Genomic DNA, 18,765 nt, shown 5'->3' with positions numbered 1-18,765 from the left:
GGCGGACATGCCGCTCGGCTCACTGGAACATGAACAGCGTCTCGTTGCTGAACTGCGCTTCGAACTGCTGCGGCGGCATTGGCCGGCCGAACAGGTAGCCCTGCACTTCGTCGCAGTCGTGCTCGCGCAGAAACTCCAGCTGCTCGTGGGTTTCGACACCCTCGGCGATCACCGCCAGGTTGAGGCTGTGGGCCATGGCGATGATCGCCCTGGCGATCTGCGCGTCTTGCTCGCCGGAGGGCAGGCCGTCGACGAAGGTGCGGTCGATTTTGAGCACATCGATGGGGAACTGCTTTAAGTAGTTGAGCGATGAGTAGCCAGTGCCGAAGTCATCCACGGCGATGCTCAGGCCAAGGTTTTTCAGGCTGTCGAGAATCTGCATGGCCTCATGCACTTCGCGCATCAGGATGCTTTCGGTCAGCTCCAGCTCCAGGCACGCCGGCGGCAGCCCGGTTTCTTCAAGAATGGTCGCGATGCGCGTGCCCAACTGGCCGTCGGAGAACTGCCGCGCCGAGATGTTCACCGACACTTTCGGTACGCGCACCTTGGCCAGATGCCAGGCCTTGAGCTGGCGGCACGACTCGCGCAACACCCAATCACCGACATCCACCACCAGCCCGACCTCTTCCAGCACCGGAATGAAATCGCCCGGCGGCACCAGCCCGCGGCGTGGATGGCGCCAGCGCAGCAGCGCTTCGGCGCCGGTCAGGCGTTTGCCGTCGCCACTGAATTGCGGCTGGTAATAGAGGATGAATTCGTTCTGTTCGAGGGCATGGCGCAAATCGCTTTCCAGTTCCAGGCGCTCGAGGGCACTGGCGTTCATCTCGGTCTGGTAGAACTGGAAGTTGTTCTTGCCGCGCTCCTTGGCATGGTACATGGCGGTGTCGGCGTTTTTCATCAGCTGGCTGAGTTCGCTGCCATCCTGCGGGCTCAGGGCGATGCCGATACTGGCGGTGACGAAGAACTCGCGGTTCTCCAGTACGAACGGCCGCACCAGGCTGCCAAGAATGCTCTCGGCAACATGAATGGCGCGGTTCAGGGCTTGCTCGCGGCTCGCGCGGGGCTGCAGCAGCAGGGTGAATTCGTCGCCGCCCATGCGCGCTACGGTGTCGTCGTCATCGACGCACTCGAGCAGGCGCTGGGCCATGTCCTTGAGCATGCGGTCGCCGGCGGCGTGGCCGAGCGAGTCGTTGATCGGCTTGAAGCGGTCCAGGTCGAGGAACATCAGCACCACCCACGACTTCTGCCGCTCGGCCTGCTGCAGCGCCGTGTACAGGCGGTCCTGGAACAAGGTGCGGTTGGGCAGGTGGGTCAGGGCGTCGTAATAGGCCAGGCGGTGAATGCGCTGTTCGCTGGCCTTGCGCTCACTGATATCGGTGAAGAAGCACACGTAGCTGGCCAGGTCGCCCTCGTCGTCGAGCACCGCGGTGATGCCGACCCAGGCCGGGTAATGCTCGCCGTCACGGCGTTTGAGCCAGACTTCGCCCTCCCAGCTGCCGCGCTGGTTGAGTTGCTTGAGCACGTAACGCAGGTGCGATTCCTGCTGGTCCTCGACGGTGAGCAGGCGTGGCAGTTGGTCGAGCACTTCGCTGACCGCATAACCACTGACCCGGCTGAAGGCGTCGTTGGCCTGAACGATGTAGCCGGCCGGGTCGGTGATCAGAATCGCCGAGGTCGAGTGCTCGAATACCGTTGCCGCCATGCGCAGGTCTTTTTCTGCACGGCGTTGCTGGCTGATGTCGCGGCCGACCCCAAGGATGCCCTCGAAGCGCTCGTGCTCATCCCACACCAGCACCAGGCGCAGCTCAATCGGGATCTTGCGGCCATCGGCGCGCAGGCAGTCGAACAGGAACAGCTGGGTCGGCAGCTCGGTGCGCAGCAGGGCCAGTTGCGCGCGGTCATCGATCGCTTTGCTGACCTGCTCCATCAAACTGTAGACACCGCTCAACTGGGCCGGGTTGGCGACCACCGACTGCCAGCCATTGGCGAATATCCACTCCGCCTCATAGCCGAGCACCGCGCGCACCGACGGGCTGACGTAATTGAGCAGCAAGCGGCTGTCGGTGGAGAAGATCACGTCGCTGATGCTCTCGGCGAGCATGCGGTAGCGTTGCTCGCTGTCACGCAGCGACGCGCTGGCCTCGATCTGTACGGTGACATCCTTGCCGACGCCGACGATGCGCGTGACCTGGCCATCGTTGTCGCGGGTCAGCACCTGCTCGCGGATGTCATAGCAGCGCCAGCCGCCGTCATGGTGGCGGAAGCGCAACTGGCAGTGCAGCGCCTCGCGGTGGCCGCTGTCGCGTTGCAACTGCAGCTGGCTGCGATAGTGCGCGGCGTCTTCGGGGTGCAGCAACAGCTCCCAGAAGCGCTCGCCCATCTGTGCCAGCTCGGCGCGGTCGTAGCCCAGGGTCTGGCCCAGATGCCGGTTGCTGAAGATCATCCGCTGGCTGGCCACGTCCTGCACGTAAAGCTGATCGGGCACGGTACGGACCACGTCCGACCAGAAGCTTTCGCGCTCCAGCAGCGACAACTCGACCTGCTTGCGGCTGGTGATATCACTGATGCTGAGGATCACCGCCTGATAATCGCGGCGTTGCTGTGGCAGACGCACCATCAGCCACAGGTGCAGGTCGCCTCCCAGTGGCGCCGGCAGGCAGACTTCCAGTTCAAGCACGCTGCGCTGCTCGATCAGGGCGTCGATCAACTGCATGCCGACGCTCTCGCGGCCATGCCCGGACGCCTCGATCAGGCGCTGCCAGGCGCCTTCGTGGCATTCGACACTGAGCAACTGGCGCGCCACCTGGTTGATCTCGGTGATTTTCAGCTCCTGCAGCAACGAGCGGCGCAGGTTTGGCTCCAGCGCCAGGCTCTGCCTCAGTGCACCCAGGTTGCGCAGGTGATAGCGATCGAGCTGACCGGGCAGGCTCGACAGGTCGAGCACGCACAGGGCAACCCCGGTGCCTTCGAAAATCTCGTGATAGCGGCGGCGGTCTTCCTGCAGCGCGCGCTGGCGCCGGCGCATGTTGGTCAGTGCCAGCAACGGCAGCAACGCACAGATCACCACCAACAGGCACTTGCCCAGCATTGGCAGCAGCAGTTGCTGGCGAGTCAGGCCTTCGTCATACAGGCCGCGCAGTTGCCAGCTACTGTTATCGAGGAAGGCAAGCATCACGCTTTGTAGCGGTTCACCACTGGAAACGGCGGACTCATGGCGCTCCAGCACCGCACCGTCGCGGCTGCTTTCCAGCAGCCAGAGCGGGTGGCCAGGGCCGTCCAGATGCTCGGTCAGCGCCGGGTAATAGTCAGGGCTCAGACGCAGCAGCCAATAACCGACGCCTTGTTCCGGCGTTTGGCGCAGCAGCAGATAGATCATGCCGTTGTCCGCAGCATTGGCAAAGAAATGGCTGCGGCCGCGATTCAATTGCAGCAACTCGTCAATCAACTGGCGGTCAGGGCTGCCGACCAGGCTGTCGGCCACGACCTGGCCATTCTGGTTCAACCAAGCCACATGGCGCAGGCTAGGCAGGCGCGCCTGCAGGGTTTGCAGCAGCGACGGCAATGCTTCAGGCGTCGGCGCTTTGACGTAGGGCTGGACCAGGTTCAGCGCTTGCTGAGCTTTGAGCGCCAGATTCAGGTTGAGGTTATCGGCCAATTTGGCGCTGGCGACAACCGTGTGTTCGCGCATGTCAGCCTGGGTATGGCGGAACTGCGCAAACAGCTGCCACAACAGCAAACCCAGCAAAACCAGCGCAAGCATGGCCAGCGCGCCTTTGAGCGAGCCGCGCAGGGATACACTACTCGAAGTGGGAGCAGGGCGCAAAACGGGCGGTTGGTTGAGATTGGTCAAGCGATGGTCCTGCAATTGGGCGGCGACGGCAGGGGCGCAACATGCATGGGTCGTGCCTGAGCCTGGGGTGGCGCGCACTTATAGTTGTGGACACATGAAGGCGGCTAGCATGCCTGCAATTGTGGCGAAGTGCCAGCCCTGCTTCCAGCGCATTGCCGACGGGGTGATCGGGTCCGGTTCGGCAACCTCGGGCTGGCTGTGCGAGAATGCCCGCCGCTTGACTGTTTACGCTTCTGGAGATGTACGGTTTTGGTTACCCACTATTCCCTCAACGGCCTTGATTCCGCCTGCGGGCGCAGCAGCCAGACCCTGGTCAGCACCGGTGTGGCCGATGCTGTTTCGTGTAAATCCTGCCAGCGCTCGCTGGTCAAACCTGATGCCGACGCGGCAGTGGTGCGCAAGAGCCCGTCGCTGGCTGAGCTGCGCAAGTCGGCCAAGGCTGCCAGTGAGCCTGATTTTGCGGTCGCCTCGGTGGTATTGCCTGCCTCGGCTCCTTCGGTAGCCACGCCGCAGGTCAACCCTGCGCTGGCGTCTGTGCTCAAGCAGCCAGTGTCGAGCCAGCCAGCGCCTGCGGCCAGCTTCAATGCCAAGGCCGCCTGGGCGGCGCAGCTGGTCAAGCAGGCCGGCAACCGCCCGCCGCGAGGCAAGCAGGCCAAGCAGCGGCGTGGTTGAGCTGCTGGCTTGACAGCTGTGTGATTGGGGCTGCGCGGCGCGGTCCCTGTGGGGGTTCACCCGCGAAGGCCGCACCCCTGACATCTGGCCAACGCCCACAGTTGGCGTAGAATGGTCGCCTTTGTTCACTGACACCCTGTAAGCACATCCCCCTGGCATCAGCCGGGTAGTTCGGATGTCTTCACCTATCTATAGAGGGCTTGGTTTTGGCTCAATACGTCTACACCATGCATCGGCTGAGCAAGGTCGTGCCGCCGAAGCGCGAAATCCTGAAGAACATTTCGCTGTCGTTCTTCCCTGGCGCCAAGATCGGCGTGCTCGGCCTCAACGGTTCGGGCAAATCGACTTTGCTGAAGATCATGGCTGGGGTCGACAAAGAGTTCGACGGTGAAGCCCGTCCGATGCCTGAACTGAACGTCGGCTACCTGCCTCAGGAGCCGCAGCTGGACCCAACCAAGACCGTGCGTGAAGTGGTCGAGGAAGCGGTGAGCGTGATCAAGGACGCCCAGGCGCGCCTGGACGAGGTCTACGCTGCCTACGCCGAACCGGATGCCGACTTCGACAAGCTGGCTGCCGAGCAGGCCAAGCTCGAATCGATCCTGCAGGCCGCCGACGGCCACAACCTCGAGCGTCAGCTCGAAGTCGCCGCCGATGCCCTGCGTCTGCCGGCATGGGATGCGAAGGTCGAGCACCTCTCCGGTGGTGAAAAACGCCGCGTCGCCCTGTGCCGCCTGCTGCTGTCGGCCCCCGACATGCTCCTGCTCGACGAACCAACCAACCACCTGGATGCTGATTCGGTGGCCTGGCTCGAGCGCTTCCTGCACGACTTCCCGGGCACCGTGGTCGCGATTACCCACGACCGGTACTTCCTCGACAACGTTGCCGGCTGGATCCTCGAGCTCGACCGCGGCGCCGGTATCCCGTACGAAGGCAACTATTCGGGCTGGCTGGAAGCCAAGTCGGACCGTCTGGCGCAAGAGTCCAAGCAGCAGAGCGCTCACGAAAAAGCCATGAAGGAAGAACTGGAGTGGGTGCGCAAAGGCGCCAAGGCCCGCCAGTCGAAGTCCAAGGCCCGTCTGGCACGCTTCGAAGAAATGCAATCGCAGGAATTCCAGAAGCGCAGCGAGACCAACGAGATCTATATCCCGGCCGGTCCACGTCTGGGCGACAAGGTCATCGAGTTCAAGAACGTCAGCAAGAGCTATGGCGATCGCGTGCTGATCGAGAACCTCTCATTCGCCATGCCTAAAGGCGCCATCGTTGGCGTGATCGGCGGCAACGGTGCCGGTAAGTCGACCCTGTTCCGCATGCTGATGGGCAAAGAGCAACCGGACTCGGGCACCATCGAGATCGGCGAAACCGTGCAGCTGGCCTGTGTTGACCAGAGCCGCGAGGACCTCGACGGCAGCAAGTCGGTATTCCAGCAGATTTCCGACGGCTCCGACCAGATCCGCATCGGCAACTATGAGATCCCGGCGCGTACCTATGTTGGCCGCTTCAACTTCAAGGGCGGGGATCAGCAGAAGTTCGTCAAGGACCTGTCCGGTGGTGAGCGTGGCCGTCTGCACCTGGCGCTGACCTTGAAAGAAGGCGGCAACGTCCTGCTGCTCGACGAACCGTCCAACGACCTCGACGTCGAAACCCTGCGTTCGCTGGAGGAAGCACTGCTCGACTTCCCAGGCGCAGCCATCGTGATCTCTCACGATCGGTGGTTCCTGGACCGTGTCGCCACGCACATCCTCGCCTACGAAGACGACTCCAACGTGCTGTTCTTCGAAGGTAACTACACCGAGTACGAAGCTGATCGCAAGAAACGCCTCGGCGATGCAGCGGCCCAGCCGCACCGTGTTCGCCACAAGAAGCTGGCGCAGTAACAGCTTCATCCGCTGCACAAGATTGGGGCCCTGTGGGGCCCCTTTTTTGTGCCTGCCTGAGCGCCGGTCAGGCTGCTTTCACGAGCATTCCGTGTGGTCCTTTGTATACATTTATATAAAACGCACCAATTTATTTCAAAAAAACGACATTTCGCCCTGTTGCAGTGCGAGCGGTTCTTGATAGAGTCGGGAAAAAATATAAGTCCAACCCTCTCTTGGTGAGATGTCTAGCATGATCGAATCCGTCGACGATTTCCTCGCGCGCCTGCAGCAACGTGACCCAGGCCAACCCGAATTCCACCAGGCGGTGGAAGAGGTCCTGCGTACGCTTTGGCCCTTCCTCGAGGCCAACCCCCACTACCTGCAAGCCGGCATTCTCGAGCGTATCGTCGAGCCTGAGCGCGCGATTCTGTTCCGTGTCTCCTGGGTCGATGATCAGGGCAAGGTCCAGGTCAACCGCGGCTACCGCATCCAGATGAACAGCGCCATCGGCCCCTACAAAGGCGGCTTGCGCTTCCATCGCTCGGTCAACCTCAGTGTGCTCAAGTTCCTCGCCTTCGAGCAGACCTTCAAGAACTCGCTGACCTCGCTGCCCATGGGCGGCGGCAAGGGCGGCTCGGACTTCGATCCAAAGGGCAAGAGCGACGCTGAAGTGATGCGCTTCTGCCAGGCCTTCATGAGCGAGCTGTACCGCCACATTGGTGCTGATTGCGACGTGCCGGCCGGTGATATCGGCGTTGGTGCACGCGAGATCGGCTTCATGTTCGGCCAGTACAAGCGCCTGGCCAACCAGTTCACCTCGGTACTGACCGGCAAAGGCATGACCTACGGCGGCAGCCTGATCCGCCCGGAAGCGACCGGCTACGGCTGCGTGTACTTCGCTGAAGAAATGCTCAAGCGTCAGGGCCTGCGTATCGACGGTCGCCGGGTGGCCATCTCCGGCTCCGGCAACGTGGCTCAGTATGCAGCGCGCAAGGTCATGGATCTGGGCGGCAAGGTCATCTCGCTGTCCGACTCCGAAGGCACGCTGTACTGCGAAGCCGGCCTGAACGATGCCCAGTGGGATGCATTGATGGAGCTGAAAAACGTCAAGCGTGGGCGTATCAGCGAGCTGGCCAGCCAGTTCGGCCTGGAGTTCCGCAAGGGGCAGACGCCATGGACCCTGGCCTGCGACATCGCCCTGCCATGTGCTACTCAGAATGAGCTGGGCGCCGAAGACGCGCAGACTCTGCTGCGCAACGGCTGTATCTGTGTGGCAGAAGGCGCCAACATGCCGACCACGCTCGAGGCTGTGGATATCTTCATCGACGCGGGCATTCTGTATGCCCCGGGTAAGGCTTCGAACGCCGGCGGCGTTGCCGTCAGCGGCCTGGAAATGTCGCAGAATGCCATGCGCCTGCTTTGGACCGCGGGTGAGGTGGACAGCAAGCTGCACAACATCATGCAATCGATCCACCATGCTTGCGTGTATTACGGCGAAGAAGCCGACGGTAAGGTCAACTACGTCAAAGGCGCCAACATCGCCGGCTTCGTCAAAGTCGCTGACGCGATGCTGGCGCAAGGCGTGGTCTGACATACGCTTGTGTTGGAGCTGCCTTGCCGGGGCGCCGGACCGGTCGGAAAGGCCCGCACAGCGGGCCCAGCAATTCAGCGGCGTTGTGTAGATCCCGGGGCCGCTACGCGACCCTTTCCGACCGGTCCGGCGCCCCGGCAAGGCCGCTCCTACACAGCGTCCGGCGTTATGGCGGTAATAACGATCATCTGGTCCCCGGCCGGGCGCCGCCACAGGACTTCATCCCCCGGCGCCGCGCCCAGTAATGCGCGCCCCAATGGCGAACCCCAGTTGATCAGGCCTTGCCTGGCGTCTGCCTGATCCTCGCCGACCAACTGCACGCTGTGTTCTTGCTCATCCTCATCGATAAACATCACGCAGCTGCCAATCTGCACCTTCTGCTCGGAGGTTGCCGGTGGCACCACTTGTGCGCTCTGCACGCGCGCGGCGAAGTAACGCAGTTCGCTTTCGGTGTTTGCCACCTGCTGCTTGTCGGCACGCTCACCCTCTGCCAGCAGTTGCTCTCGCTGGGCATTCAGCGCGGCCACGCGCTGCTGCAGCAAGCGCAGGCCAGCAGCGGTGACGTAGTTGGGTTGCTCGCTGACCCGCCGTTCAACCGGCTGTTCGGCCTGGGCGGCGGCGTGGTCTTCGTTGACAAATGCTCGGCTCATGCTCGGCCCTCCTCAGGCATGAGACCTCTGCCAAAGGCTGGTCGTTTCAGTGCAAGCCAGTTCGGGGCCTAGTTATGACGGTAGGCCCGCGCGGTGTCGCGATCCTTTTCCTGCTGCCAGTCGCGGTCACGCTCGTTCCAGTAGTGTTCGCGGTAGTCACGCAAATCCTGATTGGCCTGCATGCTCTGGCACTGCCGAAAGCCATCGTCCCAGCCGGCTTCATACTGGCGCTCGGCTAGATAGCGCGGCACGTTCTTGCGAAAGTCCCCGACCATCAAGCCCGCCGCCTGGCGGCCGCTGCTGCAGCCGTCGCCGTAACCATCGGCGTAGGCGGGCGGATAGCCGTGCTCGATCATCTGCTCGTGAGCTGACTGGCAGCCCGTGAGCAACAATGCTATTCCGATTCCAAGCCAGTACCGCGACATGTGCCAGACCTCCACGTTATAGAGAAAGTCTAGGCGCCGGATTGTCGCGCTGATGTCAAAACAATGTTGGATTGCTGTACGGCCAAACCCGGCCTGAACGCAACCCTGTGCGCTCAGACCGGGGCCGGCTGCATCAGTAGTGGTACCACTTCAACTCGAGCATCACCTCGTTTTGCGCAGTGGCCAGGTGACTGTACTCACGCTTGGCGCTCAGGCGCAGGCCCAGGTCCTGGCTGATTTCCCACTGCTGATTGAGGCTGAGGCTGCGGCGCACTTCGCCGTTGGTGAAGTAATCGCCCTTGGCTTCGACGGTCATGTTTCCCAGCCCGTTGCGCCAGAGCAGGCCACCATTGAAGCCTGCAGCCGGGCTGATGAACTCGGCAAAGTCGTTGTGGTGTTCGACCCGTACCGTGCCCAAGGCAAAGCCGAGCAAGCCGTCGGCCAACTGCCAGGTGCCGCCGGCGCCGCCGTTGACGTGGCTGACCAGCACTTCATCGTCATGCTTGCCCGGTACCCGCTCAAGGCCACCGGCAACCTGCCACGACAGCGGTTTGAGCAGCTCGTTGCGCGGCGTCAGGGAGCGGATGGTGGCGAGGTCGAGTTGCTGTACCTGCCAATCGTTGCCTTCGTACTGGCGCAGCTTGAGTTGGAGAATCTCGATCTGCGCGCCGAGCGGGAAGCCGTACGCGTTGTCGTTGAGGTCGTGGTAGGCCATGCGCAGGCCGTACTCGGCAAAGGCACGGTCCTCACGGGTGCCTACGCCAACCTGCCAGGTGCGCGACTGGTGGCCGTTTTCAGGCAGGCCCGGGCGTTCTACTTCGAGTGGCTCAGGTGGATTGCGGTTGATTGCCTGTAGCAGCTCGAAACTGCGCTTGGCCTGAGCCGGGTCGCGTTCCTGGCCGTTGGCGCGATAGCGCTCCAGGCGGTAGGCGGCATCCTGGACCAAGGCCTGACGCGGCTTGGGCAGTGCGTTGAATTCGGCGCTCTGCAGCTGCGCGGTGTTGGCGCTGATGGCCAGCACCTGCTGTTTTTCCTGATGATCGAGCGAATCTGCGCGGGCCAGCAGTTCACGTTCACGCGAGGGCCGGTAGCGAACACTGGAAACCAGACCGGATTGCTTGACTGCCTTGACCGTGTCGGTAGGGATCGCGGTCAGCGGGAACTGCGAGGTCAGATCCAGCCCGGGGCGGGCGACTTGCAGCAGTTCGAGCAGGCGATACGAGCAGTTTTCGTCAAAGAAGAAATAGTCGAACTGGACCTGTTTGAGTTCCCACACGTGTTCGACCATGCGCCCGGTCTCGGTCGGCGTCAGGTCCAGCTGGTACTCCCACAGGTCGCGGTTTTCCAGGCTGCGATACTCGGACAACTTCTCCTGGTACGGCATCAGGGCGAATAACCCGGGGTAGCCGCCTGCCAGGCCTTTCCAGGCATATAGAATGCTGTTGTCACTGCCTTCGATGTAGGCACCGAAGTTGATCGCGTAGCTGAGCAGGGTGGTGTCGTCGTCGCGGGTCTTGGCCTGGTCGATACGCAGCAGGGTATGGCCGAACATCGACGACGGGCTGTTCAGGTAAGCCGCGGGGAATATCAGTACTGCGCTGTGCGGGTCTACCGACTGATACCACTGGCGGAATTCGGCGCAGTCGGGCTGCGGCAGGTCTTGCAGATCGAGTTGCTCGCGCAGCCAGCGGGTGCGCGCGGGGTAGACGCATTGGGCGTGCTTGTCGCCGAGGCTGGCCGGCGCGTACAACGCTTGTACCGTGGCCGCCAGTTCGCGGTCGGGATGGTGCCCGCCGTCTTCGGCGAGGAAGAATTTGGCATCGTCGACATAACTGCGCCAACCGCCCAGTTTGCCGGTCTCGTAGTGGCCGAGGGCAATCCAGTAGGGCGTGGCCGCCAGCTGTTGCAGGCGCGCAGGGTCTACGTGGGGTGCAGCGTTGAGCTGGGCGCTGCCAAGCAGAGCCAGAAGGGCAAGGCGTTTGAGCATGTCGGGCAACTACTTCTTGAAGGATGCCGATGATGATGCCAGTCCCGCCCCGGTGAGGGGCGGGAAGGGCCGGACTCAAGCCTCGGTAGCGTACTTGGCCAGTTGCGGGTCGCTTTTGAGCACCGCGAGGGTGTTGTTGTGCACGGTTTCAGCAGTGGCATCGGCGCTGTTGAAGATCTCGCCGAAGTGCTGGTGGGTAACCGCGGCGAAGTGCGCGCGATCTTCAGGTGCAACGCCGAGAACCACGGCGTAGGTGGTCAGAGCTTCGCCCTGGCCTTGCGCCATGTCTTCGGAAAGCTCGTTCATCATGCCGTTCATGGCGAACCAGGACTTGCCGCCGTAGGTCAGCGAAGCCTTGGTCGAGCAACCGTTGGTGCCCGAGGTCATGCCGAAGGTGGCGTTGCCGGAAGTACCGTTGGTGGTGGAAGCCAGGAAGTGAGCAGGAGTCCCGCGCTGGCCTTCGAACAGCATGTTGCCCCAGCCGCAGTTCGGGCCACCAGGCGCGTCTGCCATGGCGTTGATCGAGATTGCGGTGAACAGAGTACCCAGAAGAATCCGTTTCATAGCTTCGTTCTCTTTCTTAGTAGACTTACCAATGGTCAGGGGTTCTGGCAATTCCTTGCCAGCTCGGAACAGCATAATGCTACCCCGCGCAATGTTGGAGTTTAGGCATGATCCAAAGGTTGCGTGGCTTATTACAAAAAATTGCATGAGTAATTGCCAGAGGTTGGCTGCGACATAAAGTCCCGGTGAGCCTTGCAACGTGCGGTCAGGCAGCGCCAGAATGCTTTCATCGCCCCGCCGAAGTAAGGAAACCCAATGCCCGATCCTGTCGCTGCGCGCCTGCGTCTTGCGCCTGAAGCCCTGACCCGGCGTTTTTCTCCCGAACAGTTTGCTTTCACCAATACTGACGATCTGGAACCGTTTCGCGGCGTTCTGGGCCAGGAACGTGCTGTCGAGGCCCTGCAATTCGGTGTGGCCATGCCGCGCCCTGGTTACAACGTGTTTGTCATGGGCGAGCCGGGTACCGGTCGCTTCTCTTTCGTCAAACGCTACCTGCGCGCTGAGGGCAAGCGCCAGAAGACGCCGGCTGACTGGGTCTACGTCAACAACTTCGAGGACATGCGCGAGCCGCGTGCGCTGGAGCTGCCGTCGGGAACAGCCGGCGAGTTCATCAGTGACATGAACGGTTTGATCGACAACCTGCTGGCGACCTTCCCGGCAGTGTTCGAGCACCCGTCCTACCAGCAGAAAAAAAGCGCCATCGACCGCGCCTTCAACCAGCGCTACGACCGTGCCCTGGACGTTATCGAACGCGCCTCGCTGGAAAAGGACGTGGCCCTGTACCGCGACGCCAGCAACGTTGCCTTCACGCCGATGAGCGACGGCAAGGCGCTGGACGAAGCGGAGTTTGCCCAGTTGCCGGACGAAGTGCGCGAGCGCTTCCACGACGACATCTCGCAGCTTGAAGAGCGTCTCAACGAAGAGCTTGCCAGCCTGCCGCAATGGAAGCGTGAGTCGAACAACCAACTGCGCCAGCTCAACGAAGAAACCATCACCCTAGCACTGCAGCCGCTGTTGGCACCGCTGTCGGAAAAATACGCTGAAAACGCAGCAGTCTGCGCCTATCTGCAGTCGGTGCAGTTGAACCTGCTGCGCACCGTGGTTGAAGAACTGGTCGATGACGCCAAGGCCGACCCGGTCGCGCGCAAGATGCTCGAAGAATATTACGCGCCAAGCCTGATGGTCGGTCACCCCAACAGCGGCGGCGCGCCGGTGGTGTTCGAGCCGCACCCGACCTACGACAACCTGTTCGGTCGCATTGAATACAGCACCGACCAGGGCGCGCTGTACACCTCCTACCGCCAGCTGCGTCCAGGTGCCTTGCACCGGGCCAATGGCGGCTTCCTGATCCTTGAAGCAGAGAAGATGCTCGGCGAGCCGTACGTCTGGGACGGCCTCAAGCGTGCGTTGCAGTCGCGCAAGCTGAAGATGGAATCGCCGCTGGGTGAGCTGGGCCGCGTAGCCACGGTCAGCCTCGCGCCGCAGATGATCCCGCTCAACGTCAAGCTGGTGATCATTGGCTCGCGTCAGCTGTACTACGCGCTGCAAGACCATGATTCGGACTTCCAGGAGATGTTCCGGGTGCTGGTCGATTTCGACGAAGACATGCCCATGGTCGACGAGAACCTTGAGCAGTTCGCCCAGTTGCTGCGTACCCGCACCAACGAAGAGGGCATGGCGCCGTTGACCAGCGACGCAGTTGCGCGTCTGGCCACCTACAGCGCTCGCCTGGCAGAAAACCAGTCACGCCTCTCGGCACGCATCGGCGACCTGTTCCAGTTGGTCAGTGAGGCGGACTTCATCCGTCAGTTGGCCAACGGCGAAATGACTGATGCCGGGCACATCGAACGAGCCCTGAAAGCCAAGGCGACTCGTACCGGGCGCGTCTCGCAGCGGGTGCTTGATGACATGCTGGCCGGGATCATCCTGATCGACACAGAAGGTGCGGCGATCGGCAAGTGCAACGGGCTGACCGTGCTCGAGGTGGGTGATTCGGCGTTCGGTATGCCGGCGCGGATCTCGGCCACGGTGTATCCGGGTGGTAGCGGTATCGTCGACATCGAGCGTGAGGTCAATCTGGGCCAGCCGATCCACTCCAAGGGGGTGATGATCCTAACCGGGTATCTGGGCAGCCGGTACGCCCAGGAATTCCCTCTGGCGATCTCGGCGAGCATCGCCCTTGAGCAGTCCTACGGCTATGTCGATGGCGACAGCGCGTCGCTGGGCGAGGCCTGTACGCTGATCTCGGCGCTGTCGCGCACGCCGCTCAAACAGTGTTTCGCCATCACCGGCTCGATCAACCAGTTTGGCGAGGTGCAGGCGGTTGGCGGGGTCAACGAGAAGATCGAGGGCTTTTTCCGCCTGTGCGAAGCGCGCGGCCTGACCGGCGAGCAAGGGGTGATCATCCCGCGCGCCAACGTCGCCACGTTGATGCTCGATGAGCGTGTGTTGCAGGCAGTGGAGGCGGGTCAGTTCAACGTCTACGCGGTCAGCCAGGCGGACGAAGCGTTGAGCCTGCTGGTCGGCACGGATGCCGGTACGCCAGATGAGAACGGTGAATTCCCCGAGGGCAGTGTCAACGCCCGAGTGGTCGAGCGGCTCAGCGAGATTGCCGAAATGATCAGCGAGGAAGACATCAAAGACGCTGAGAAGGAGCGTATGGAGGAGATGATCGCTCAAGCTAAACCGGCGTAAGTCAAAAAAACGGCGCTGGCGGCAATGTGCTACCGTTCGGCGCCGGTTTTCCATCTTTTTCCGTTGATCTTCTATGCTGGAACTTAGGGAGAGCAACAGCGTTCAGGATGGAAACAGCCTGCAGTGATTGGCTGAAATGGTTACCTCGGAGGGGACGCCGCCATGCGCAACCTCAGTCTCACCCGCCAGTGCCTTGGCCTGGTGACTCGTATTGAATGCAGCATTCGTCCGCTGTCTGGCGACAACGGCATGTGGACGCTGCTGTTTGCGGCCGGCATGGCCGGTGAACAGCCTTCGGCGATCAAGGCCCAGGGGCCGTTTCATGGACCGCTGGTGGCCGAGTCGGTGCTCAACGCGATTGTCGACAGCCTGACCTTGCATGGTTACCACGTCGCTGAAGACCCGCAGATCTGGTGTGTGCACCTGCAAGGGCAACTGCGCAAGATCAACGGTGAACGCTGCCGCAATTTGGGGGACTATCAGTTTCACCCTGAAACCTGACCCGTCCGCTTGAGCGATTTGTACCCTGCGGCAACCGACCGCAGGCTTTTGCTGTAACAGGTGGGTGGCTATACTCGCGATCGCTTTCCGCTCACCTGACGAGTTTGATCCTCCATGGAACGTTTTCTCGAGAACGCGATGTACGCATCGCGTTGGTTGCTTGCCCCGATCTACTTTGGCCTGTCGCTTGGCCTGCTGGCGCTGGCGCTGAAGTTCTTCCAAGAAGTCCTGCATGTGCTGCCCAATGTGTTCGCTCTCAGCGAAGCCGACCTGATCCTGGTCATCCTGTCGCTGATCGACATGTCGCTGGTTGGCGGCCTGCTGGTGATGGTGATGATCTCTGGCTACGAGAACTTCGTCTCGCAGCTGGACATCGACGACAGCAAGGAAAAGCTCAGCTGGCTGGGCAAGATGGACTCGACCTCGCTGAAGATGAAAGTCGCCGCGTCGATCGTGGCAATTTCTTCGATTCATCTGCTGCGGGTGTTCATGGATGCGCAGAACATCTCCACTGACAAGCTGATGTGGTACGTGATCATCCACATGACCTTTGTCATTTCGGCATTTGTCATGGGTTATCTGGACAAGCTGACCAAGCACTAAGCGCTGCTCTGCCGCATTGCCCATGCCGCCCGACCGTTGCCCAACGGCCGGGCGGTTGTGTATCTGCGGTGCGCAGTGGCCCGGTAGCTGATCTGCTGCGCCGCAGTGTGCTAGGCTGCTCGCCCTTTTGATCAAGGGCGCGGCTGCACTGCGCCCTGCTGCGGAGCAAGTCAATGTCCGAACTCATTCTGTCCACCGACGAAACCCGCGTCAGCTACGGCATTGGCCGTCAGCTCGGCGGTCAGCTGCGTGACAACCCACCACCAGGCGTCAGCCTGGAAGCCATCGTCGCCGGCCTGACCGACGCCTTCAATGGCGTTGAAAGCCGCGTCAACGAGGCCGACCTGTCGGCTGCGTTCAAGACCATCCGCGACATCATGCAAGCCGAAGCCGCTGCCAAGGCTGAAGTCGCTGCTGCTGTGGGCGTCGAGTTCCTGGCTGAAAACGCCAAGCGCGAAGGCATCACCACCCTGGCTTCGGGCCTGCAGTTCGAAGTACTGACCGCCGGTGTTGGCGCCAAGCCAAGCCGCGACGACACTGTACGCACCCACTACCATGGCACCCTGATCGACGGCACTGTATTCGACAGCTCCTACGATCGTGGTCAGCCTGCTGAATTCCCGGTTGGTGGCGTGATCGCCGGCTGGACCGAAGCTCTGCAGCTGATGAATGCCGGCAGCAAATGGCGCCTGTACGTGCCCAGCGAGCTGGCTTACGGCGCTCAAGGCGTTGGCAGCATCCCGCCGCACAGCGTTCTGGTGTTCGACGTCGAGCTGCTCGACGTTCTGTAAGACCGTCTGGGCCGCCTGGTGCGGCCCTTTCGCTTGACCTTCAGTTCCAGTCAGTCCCGCCAGGGCGCAATGCCCGTGCATAGCAGAACAGAAACAAATTGCGTACCAGCTCCTTGAGCACCACCGGCTCGCTTGAATTAAGCCCATGCAGGTCCAGGTCACCCTGGTCGCGTAGCTCGTTGAGGGCGTCCTGCTCAAGTACCGCGCACACTTCACCGGTCTCGCGGTGGAGAATTCTCAGGTAGGGATGGGGGCGGTCCAGCCAGGCGTCAATCAGATAAGTCATGGCTACTCTCCTTGGATAGCGGTTTCCAATGAGAATAATTCTTATTATCAAAATAGCAAGTAACTATTGGTTTTTTTCGCCAATGGTCGGTCGATCCTGTTGCAGGATCTGTCGGGGCCACCGAGGGCAGCCCCAGACCAGAGCGAGTCAGACCTTGCGCACGAACTCGGACTTGAGCTTCATCGGGCCGATGCCGTCGATCTTGCAGTCGATGTCATGGTCGCCGTCGCACAGGCGGATGTTCTTGACCTTGGTGCCGACCTTGACCACCAGCGAGGTGCCCTTGACTTTGAGGTCCTTGATCACGGTGATGGTGTCGCCGTCCTGCAGGACGTTACCGACCGAATCCTTCTTCACCACGTCATCGCTGGCTGCTTCGGCATCGTCGCTGGCCGACCACTCGTGGGCGCATTCAGGGCAGATCAGCTGGGTGCCGTCTTCGTAGGTATATTCGGAATTGCATTTGGGGCAGGCAGGCAGAGTGCTCACTACGGGTCCTTTGGCAGGGCTGGAAAAGCCTACATTGTATAAGGTTTTGCCGGTGAACGGGGCGATGAGATTCGCTCTCATCAACCGGAGTTGGTGCAGCTCGTGTAGGAGCGGCCTTGTGTCGCGAAAGGGGCGCGTAGCGGCCCCAGATATCAGCTTCGCCGCCGAAATTGCCGGGCCAGCTATGCTGGCCTTTCGCGACACAAGGCCGCTCCTACACAAAGCAGACCGCGCACGGTATCTAAACCATCGCTGGCCCAGCAGCCCTGCTTAGTGAGTACGGGCTACCGCAAACTCGCTGAGCTCGACCAGTGCATCGCGGTACTCGCTGGCTGGCAGTACTTCCAGGCAGGCGATGGCGCGGGCGACGTAGTCGCGGGCCATCTGCGCGGTGTAGGCGAGGGCGCCTGAGTCCTGCACGGCTGCGCGAATCTGCTCGAGGTCTTCCAGGCCACCCTTCTGGATCGCCTTGCGCACCAGTGCGGCCTGCTCGGGCGAGCCTTCGCGCATGGTGTAGATCAGCGGCAGGGTCGGCTTGCCTTCGGCCAGATCGTCGCCGACGTTCTTGCCCAGGGTCTCCGAGTCGCCCTGATAGTCGAGCAGGTCGTCGACCAGCTGGAAGGCCACGCCAAGGTGATCGCCAAAGGTGCGCAGCGCTTCACGTTGCTCGTCGCTGGCGCCTGCCAGCGCAGCGGCGCTGTGGGTCGAGGCTTCAAAGAGCATCGCGGTTTTGCCGCGGATGACTTCCATGTACACCTCTTCGCTGGTGCTCGCATCACGCACCCGCGACAGCTGCAGCACTTCGCCTTCGGCGATCACGCGAGTGGCCTTGGCGAGGATCTGCATCACCGACATCGAACCCAGTTCGACCATCATTTCGAACGAGCGCGAATAAAGGAAGTCGCCCACCAGCACGCTCGGCGCGTTGCCCCATAGTGCGTTGGCGGTGGAGCGGCCACGGCGCATGCCGGACATGTCGACCACATCGTCGTGCAGCAGGGTAGCGGTGTGGAGGAACTCGATGGTCGCTGCCAGCAGGCGCAGGTCGTCGCTCTCGCGACCCAGCGCTTTGCCGCAGAGCAGTACCAGCAAGGGCCGCAGGCGTTTGCCGCCGGCCGACGTGATATAGTCGCCGATCTTCGATACCAGCGGCACGCGCGAGGTCAGCTGCTTCTTGATGATCTCGTCGACGGCGCTGAAATCATCAGCTACCGCGCGGTAGAAGGTTTGGGGTTGCATCGGCTGCTCCATTGGGGTTGCGCGGCATGCTAGGTCGAGGGTTGCGGTGTGTCAAGGCACGCTGCCTGCCGCGCCGGGGCGGGACTTGCAAGGCCATCCTGGGTTGCGTACAATCGCGCACCCTAACTTTCCTGGGCAGCACCTGCCTTACGCAATTGCGCCGGGCCGTTCCAGCCTTGTGCAGCCATGCCAGCCAATACTCAATATATAAAGAGCTGGGTGAGCAGGATTATCGGAGAAATACCATGTCTTACGCAGTAATTGTTACCGGCGGCAAGCAGTACAAAGTCGCTGAAGGTGAATACCTGAAGATCGAGAAGCTGGAAATCGCCACTGGCGAATCCGTGACCTTCGATCGCGTCCTGCTGGTTGCCAATGGCGACGCAGTCACCATCGGTGCTCCAGTTGTTGCTGGCGCTACCGTGGTTGCCGAGGTCATCTCGCAAGGCCGTCACGACAAGGTTCGCATCATCAAGTTCCGTCGTCGTAAGCACCACATGAAGCGTATGGGCCACCGCCAGTGGTTCACCGAGATCAAAATCACCGGCATCCAGGCTTAATTTCCTA

At 61.7% G+C, this 18,765-nt stretch carries 16 protein-coding genes; 8 read left to right on the top strand and 8 right to left on the bottom strand.

Annotated features, from left to right (window positions below; all coding sequences use genetic code 11):
- Positions 1 to 19 precede the first annotated feature (19 nt).
- The gene (locus HU736_RS13830) at positions 20 to 3,850 is read right to left on the bottom strand and encodes a sensor domain-containing protein (protein ID WP_186701372.1); all 3,831 of its coding nucleotides are present in this window, start codon (positions 3,848 to 3,850) and stop codon (positions 20 to 22) included.
- Between the two features lie 249 nt (positions 3,851 to 4,099).
- On the opposite strand from HU736_RS13830, the gene HU736_RS13825 reads away from it, so the two are divergent.
- The 3 genes from HU736_RS13825 to gdhA all read left to right on the top strand — a co-directional run bounded on the left by HU736_RS13825 (position 4,100) and on the right by gdhA (position 7,969).
- Complete coding sequence (locus tag HU736_RS13825) at positions 4,100 to 4,522, top strand: hypothetical protein (protein WP_186701373.1); 423 nt, start codon at positions 4,100 to 4,102, stop codon at positions 4,520 to 4,522.
- A gap of 206 nt (positions 4,523 to 4,728) precedes the next feature.
- A complete protein-coding gene (gene ettA / locus HU736_RS13820; RefSeq protein ID WP_103435998.1) occupies positions 4,729 to 6,396 on the top strand; it encodes an energy-dependent translational throttle protein EttA in 1,668 nt (555 codons plus the stop codon).
- 232 nt (positions 6,397 to 6,628) lie between these two features.
- Positions 6,629 to 7,969: an NADP-specific glutamate dehydrogenase gene (gene gdhA / locus HU736_RS13815; RefSeq protein WP_186701374.1), complete on the top strand. Its 1,341-nt coding sequence runs from the start codon at positions 6,629 to 6,631 to the stop codon at positions 7,967 to 7,969.
- Between the two features lie 149 nt (positions 7,970 to 8,118).
- Here the strand turns inward: gdhA and HU736_RS13810 are convergent, their stop codons facing one another.
- The 4 genes from HU736_RS13810 to HU736_RS13795 form a co-directional block, all read right to left on the bottom strand.
- Positions 8,119 to 8,619 carry a GreA/GreB family elongation factor gene (locus tag HU736_RS13810; RefSeq protein WP_186701375.1) on the bottom strand — a complete coding sequence of 167 codons (501 nt, stop codon included), beginning with the start codon at positions 8,617 to 8,619 and terminating at the stop codon, positions 8,119 to 8,121.
- Between the two features lie 68 nt (positions 8,620 to 8,687).
- Entirely contained in the window at positions 8,688 to 9,044 is a 357-nt protein-coding gene (locus tag HU736_RS13805) for a hypothetical protein (protein ID WP_186701376.1), read from the bottom strand.
- 133 nt (positions 9,045 to 9,177) lie between these two features.
- The gene (locus tag HU736_RS13800) at positions 9,178 to 11,031 is read right to left on the bottom strand and encodes an Lnb N-terminal periplasmic domain-containing protein (protein WP_103436002.1); all 1,854 of its coding nucleotides are present in this window, start codon (positions 11,029 to 11,031) and stop codon (positions 9,178 to 9,180) included.
- Positions 11,032 to 11,106: 75 nt separating this feature from the next.
- A complete protein-coding gene (locus HU736_RS13795) occupies positions 11,107 to 11,595 on the bottom strand; it encodes a DUF3015 domain-containing protein (RefSeq protein WP_103436003.1) in 489 nt (162 codons plus the stop codon).
- 255 nt (positions 11,596 to 11,850) lie between these two features.
- Between HU736_RS13795 and HU736_RS13790 the strand changes: the two genes are divergently transcribed.
- The 4 genes from HU736_RS13790 to bamJ all read left to right on the top strand — a co-directional run bounded on the left by HU736_RS13790 (position 11,851) and on the right by bamJ (position 16,184).
- Positions 11,851 to 14,289 (top strand): Lon protease family protein, encoded by a 2,439-nt coding sequence (locus tag HU736_RS13790; protein ID WP_103436004.1) that lies wholly within the window; start codon positions 11,851 to 11,853, stop codon positions 14,287 to 14,289.
- A 162-nt stretch (positions 14,290 to 14,451) separates the two neighbouring features.
- Entirely contained in the window at positions 14,452 to 14,790 is a 339-nt protein-coding gene (locus HU736_RS13785) for a PA4575 family protein (RefSeq protein ID WP_101316388.1), read from the top strand.
- A gap of 114 nt (positions 14,791 to 14,904) precedes the next feature.
- Positions 14,905 to 15,393: a TIGR00645 family protein gene (locus HU736_RS13780; protein ID WP_101316390.1), complete on the top strand. Its 489-nt coding sequence runs from the start codon at positions 14,905 to 14,907 to the stop codon at positions 15,391 to 15,393.
- 173 nt (positions 15,394 to 15,566) lie between these two features.
- Positions 15,567 to 16,184 (top strand): BamJ family beta-barrel-assembly machinery protein, encoded by a 618-nt coding sequence (bamJ, locus tag HU736_RS13775; protein ID WP_101316392.1) that lies wholly within the window; start codon positions 15,567 to 15,569, stop codon positions 16,182 to 16,184.
- A 40-nt stretch (positions 16,185 to 16,224) separates the two neighbouring features.
- Here the strand turns inward: bamJ and HU736_RS13770 are convergent, their stop codons facing one another.
- From HU736_RS13770 to HU736_RS13760, 3 genes are all read right to left on the bottom strand, one after another.
- Positions 16,225 to 16,470: a PA4570 family protein gene (locus HU736_RS13770; protein WP_101316394.1), complete on the bottom strand. Its 246-nt coding sequence runs from the start codon at positions 16,468 to 16,470 to the stop codon at positions 16,225 to 16,227.
- A gap of 147 nt (positions 16,471 to 16,617) precedes the next feature.
- Positions 16,618 to 16,959, bottom strand: a complete 342-nt coding sequence (locus HU736_RS13765) for a zinc ribbon domain-containing protein YjdM (protein ID WP_103436006.1) — start codon at positions 16,957 to 16,959, stop codon at positions 16,618 to 16,620.
- 270 nt (positions 16,960 to 17,229) lie between these two features.
- On the bottom strand, positions 17,230 to 18,198 hold the full coding sequence (locus HU736_RS13760; RefSeq protein ID WP_103436007.1) for a polyprenyl synthetase family protein: 969 nt from the start codon (positions 18,196 to 18,198) through the stop codon (positions 17,230 to 17,232).
- A 245-nt stretch (positions 18,199 to 18,443) separates the two neighbouring features.
- Between HU736_RS13760 and rplU the strand changes: the two genes are divergently transcribed.
- A complete protein-coding gene (gene rplU / locus HU736_RS13755; RefSeq protein WP_101316400.1) occupies positions 18,444 to 18,758 on the top strand; it encodes a 50S ribosomal protein L21 in 315 nt (104 codons plus the stop codon).
- The last annotated feature ends 7 nt before the right edge of the window (positions 18,759 to 18,765 follow it).

This window comes from Pseudomonas shirazensis (genome assembly GCF_014268785.2).
GTDB classification, from domain to species: Bacteria; Pseudomonadota; Gammaproteobacteria; order Pseudomonadales; family Pseudomonadaceae; genus Aquipseudomonas; species Aquipseudomonas shirazensis.
Note: the sequence above shows the minus strand (reverse complement) of the source record. Positions and strands in the feature narration are given on the sequence as shown.

Coding starts and splice junctions, on each gene's coding strand:
- HU736_RS13800 (WP_103436002.1), bottom strand. CDS start 11,031: ATGCTCAAACGCCTTGCCCTTCTGGCTCTGCTTGGCAGCGCCCAGCTC.
- HU736_RS13760 (WP_103436007.1), bottom strand. CDS start 18,198: ATGCAACCCCAAACCTTCTACCGCGCGGTAGCTGATGATTTCAGCGCC.
- HU736_RS13785 (WP_101316388.1), top strand. CDS start 14,452: ATGCGCAACCTCAGTCTCACCCGCCAGTGCCTTGGCCTGGTGACTCGT.
- HU736_RS13795 (WP_103436003.1), bottom strand. CDS start 11,595: ATGAAACGGATTCTTCTGGGTACTCTGTTCACCGCAATCTCGATCAAC.
- HU736_RS13770 (WP_101316394.1), bottom strand. CDS start 16,470: ATGACTTATCTGATTGACGCCTGGCTGGACCGCCCCCATCCCTACCTG.
- rplU (WP_101316400.1), top strand. CDS start 18,444: ATGTCTTACGCAGTAATTGTTACCGGCGGCAAGCAGTACAAAGTCGCT.
- bamJ (WP_101316392.1), top strand. CDS start 15,567: ATGTCCGAACTCATTCTGTCCACCGACGAAACCCGCGTCAGCTACGGC.
- HU736_RS13790 (WP_103436004.1), top strand. CDS start 11,851: ATGCCCGATCCTGTCGCTGCGCGCCTGCGTCTTGCGCCTGAAGCCCTG.
- gdhA (WP_186701374.1), top strand. CDS start 6,629: ATGATCGAATCCGTCGACGATTTCCTCGCGCGCCTGCAGCAACGTGAC.
- HU736_RS13805 (WP_186701376.1), bottom strand. CDS start 9,044: ATGTCGCGGTACTGGCTTGGAATCGGAATAGCATTGTTGCTCACGGGC.
- HU736_RS13810 (WP_186701375.1), bottom strand. CDS start 8,619: ATGAGCCGAGCATTTGTCAACGAAGACCACGCCGCCGCCCAGGCCGAA.
- HU736_RS13780 (WP_101316390.1), top strand. CDS start 14,905: ATGGAACGTTTTCTCGAGAACGCGATGTACGCATCGCGTTGGTTGCTT.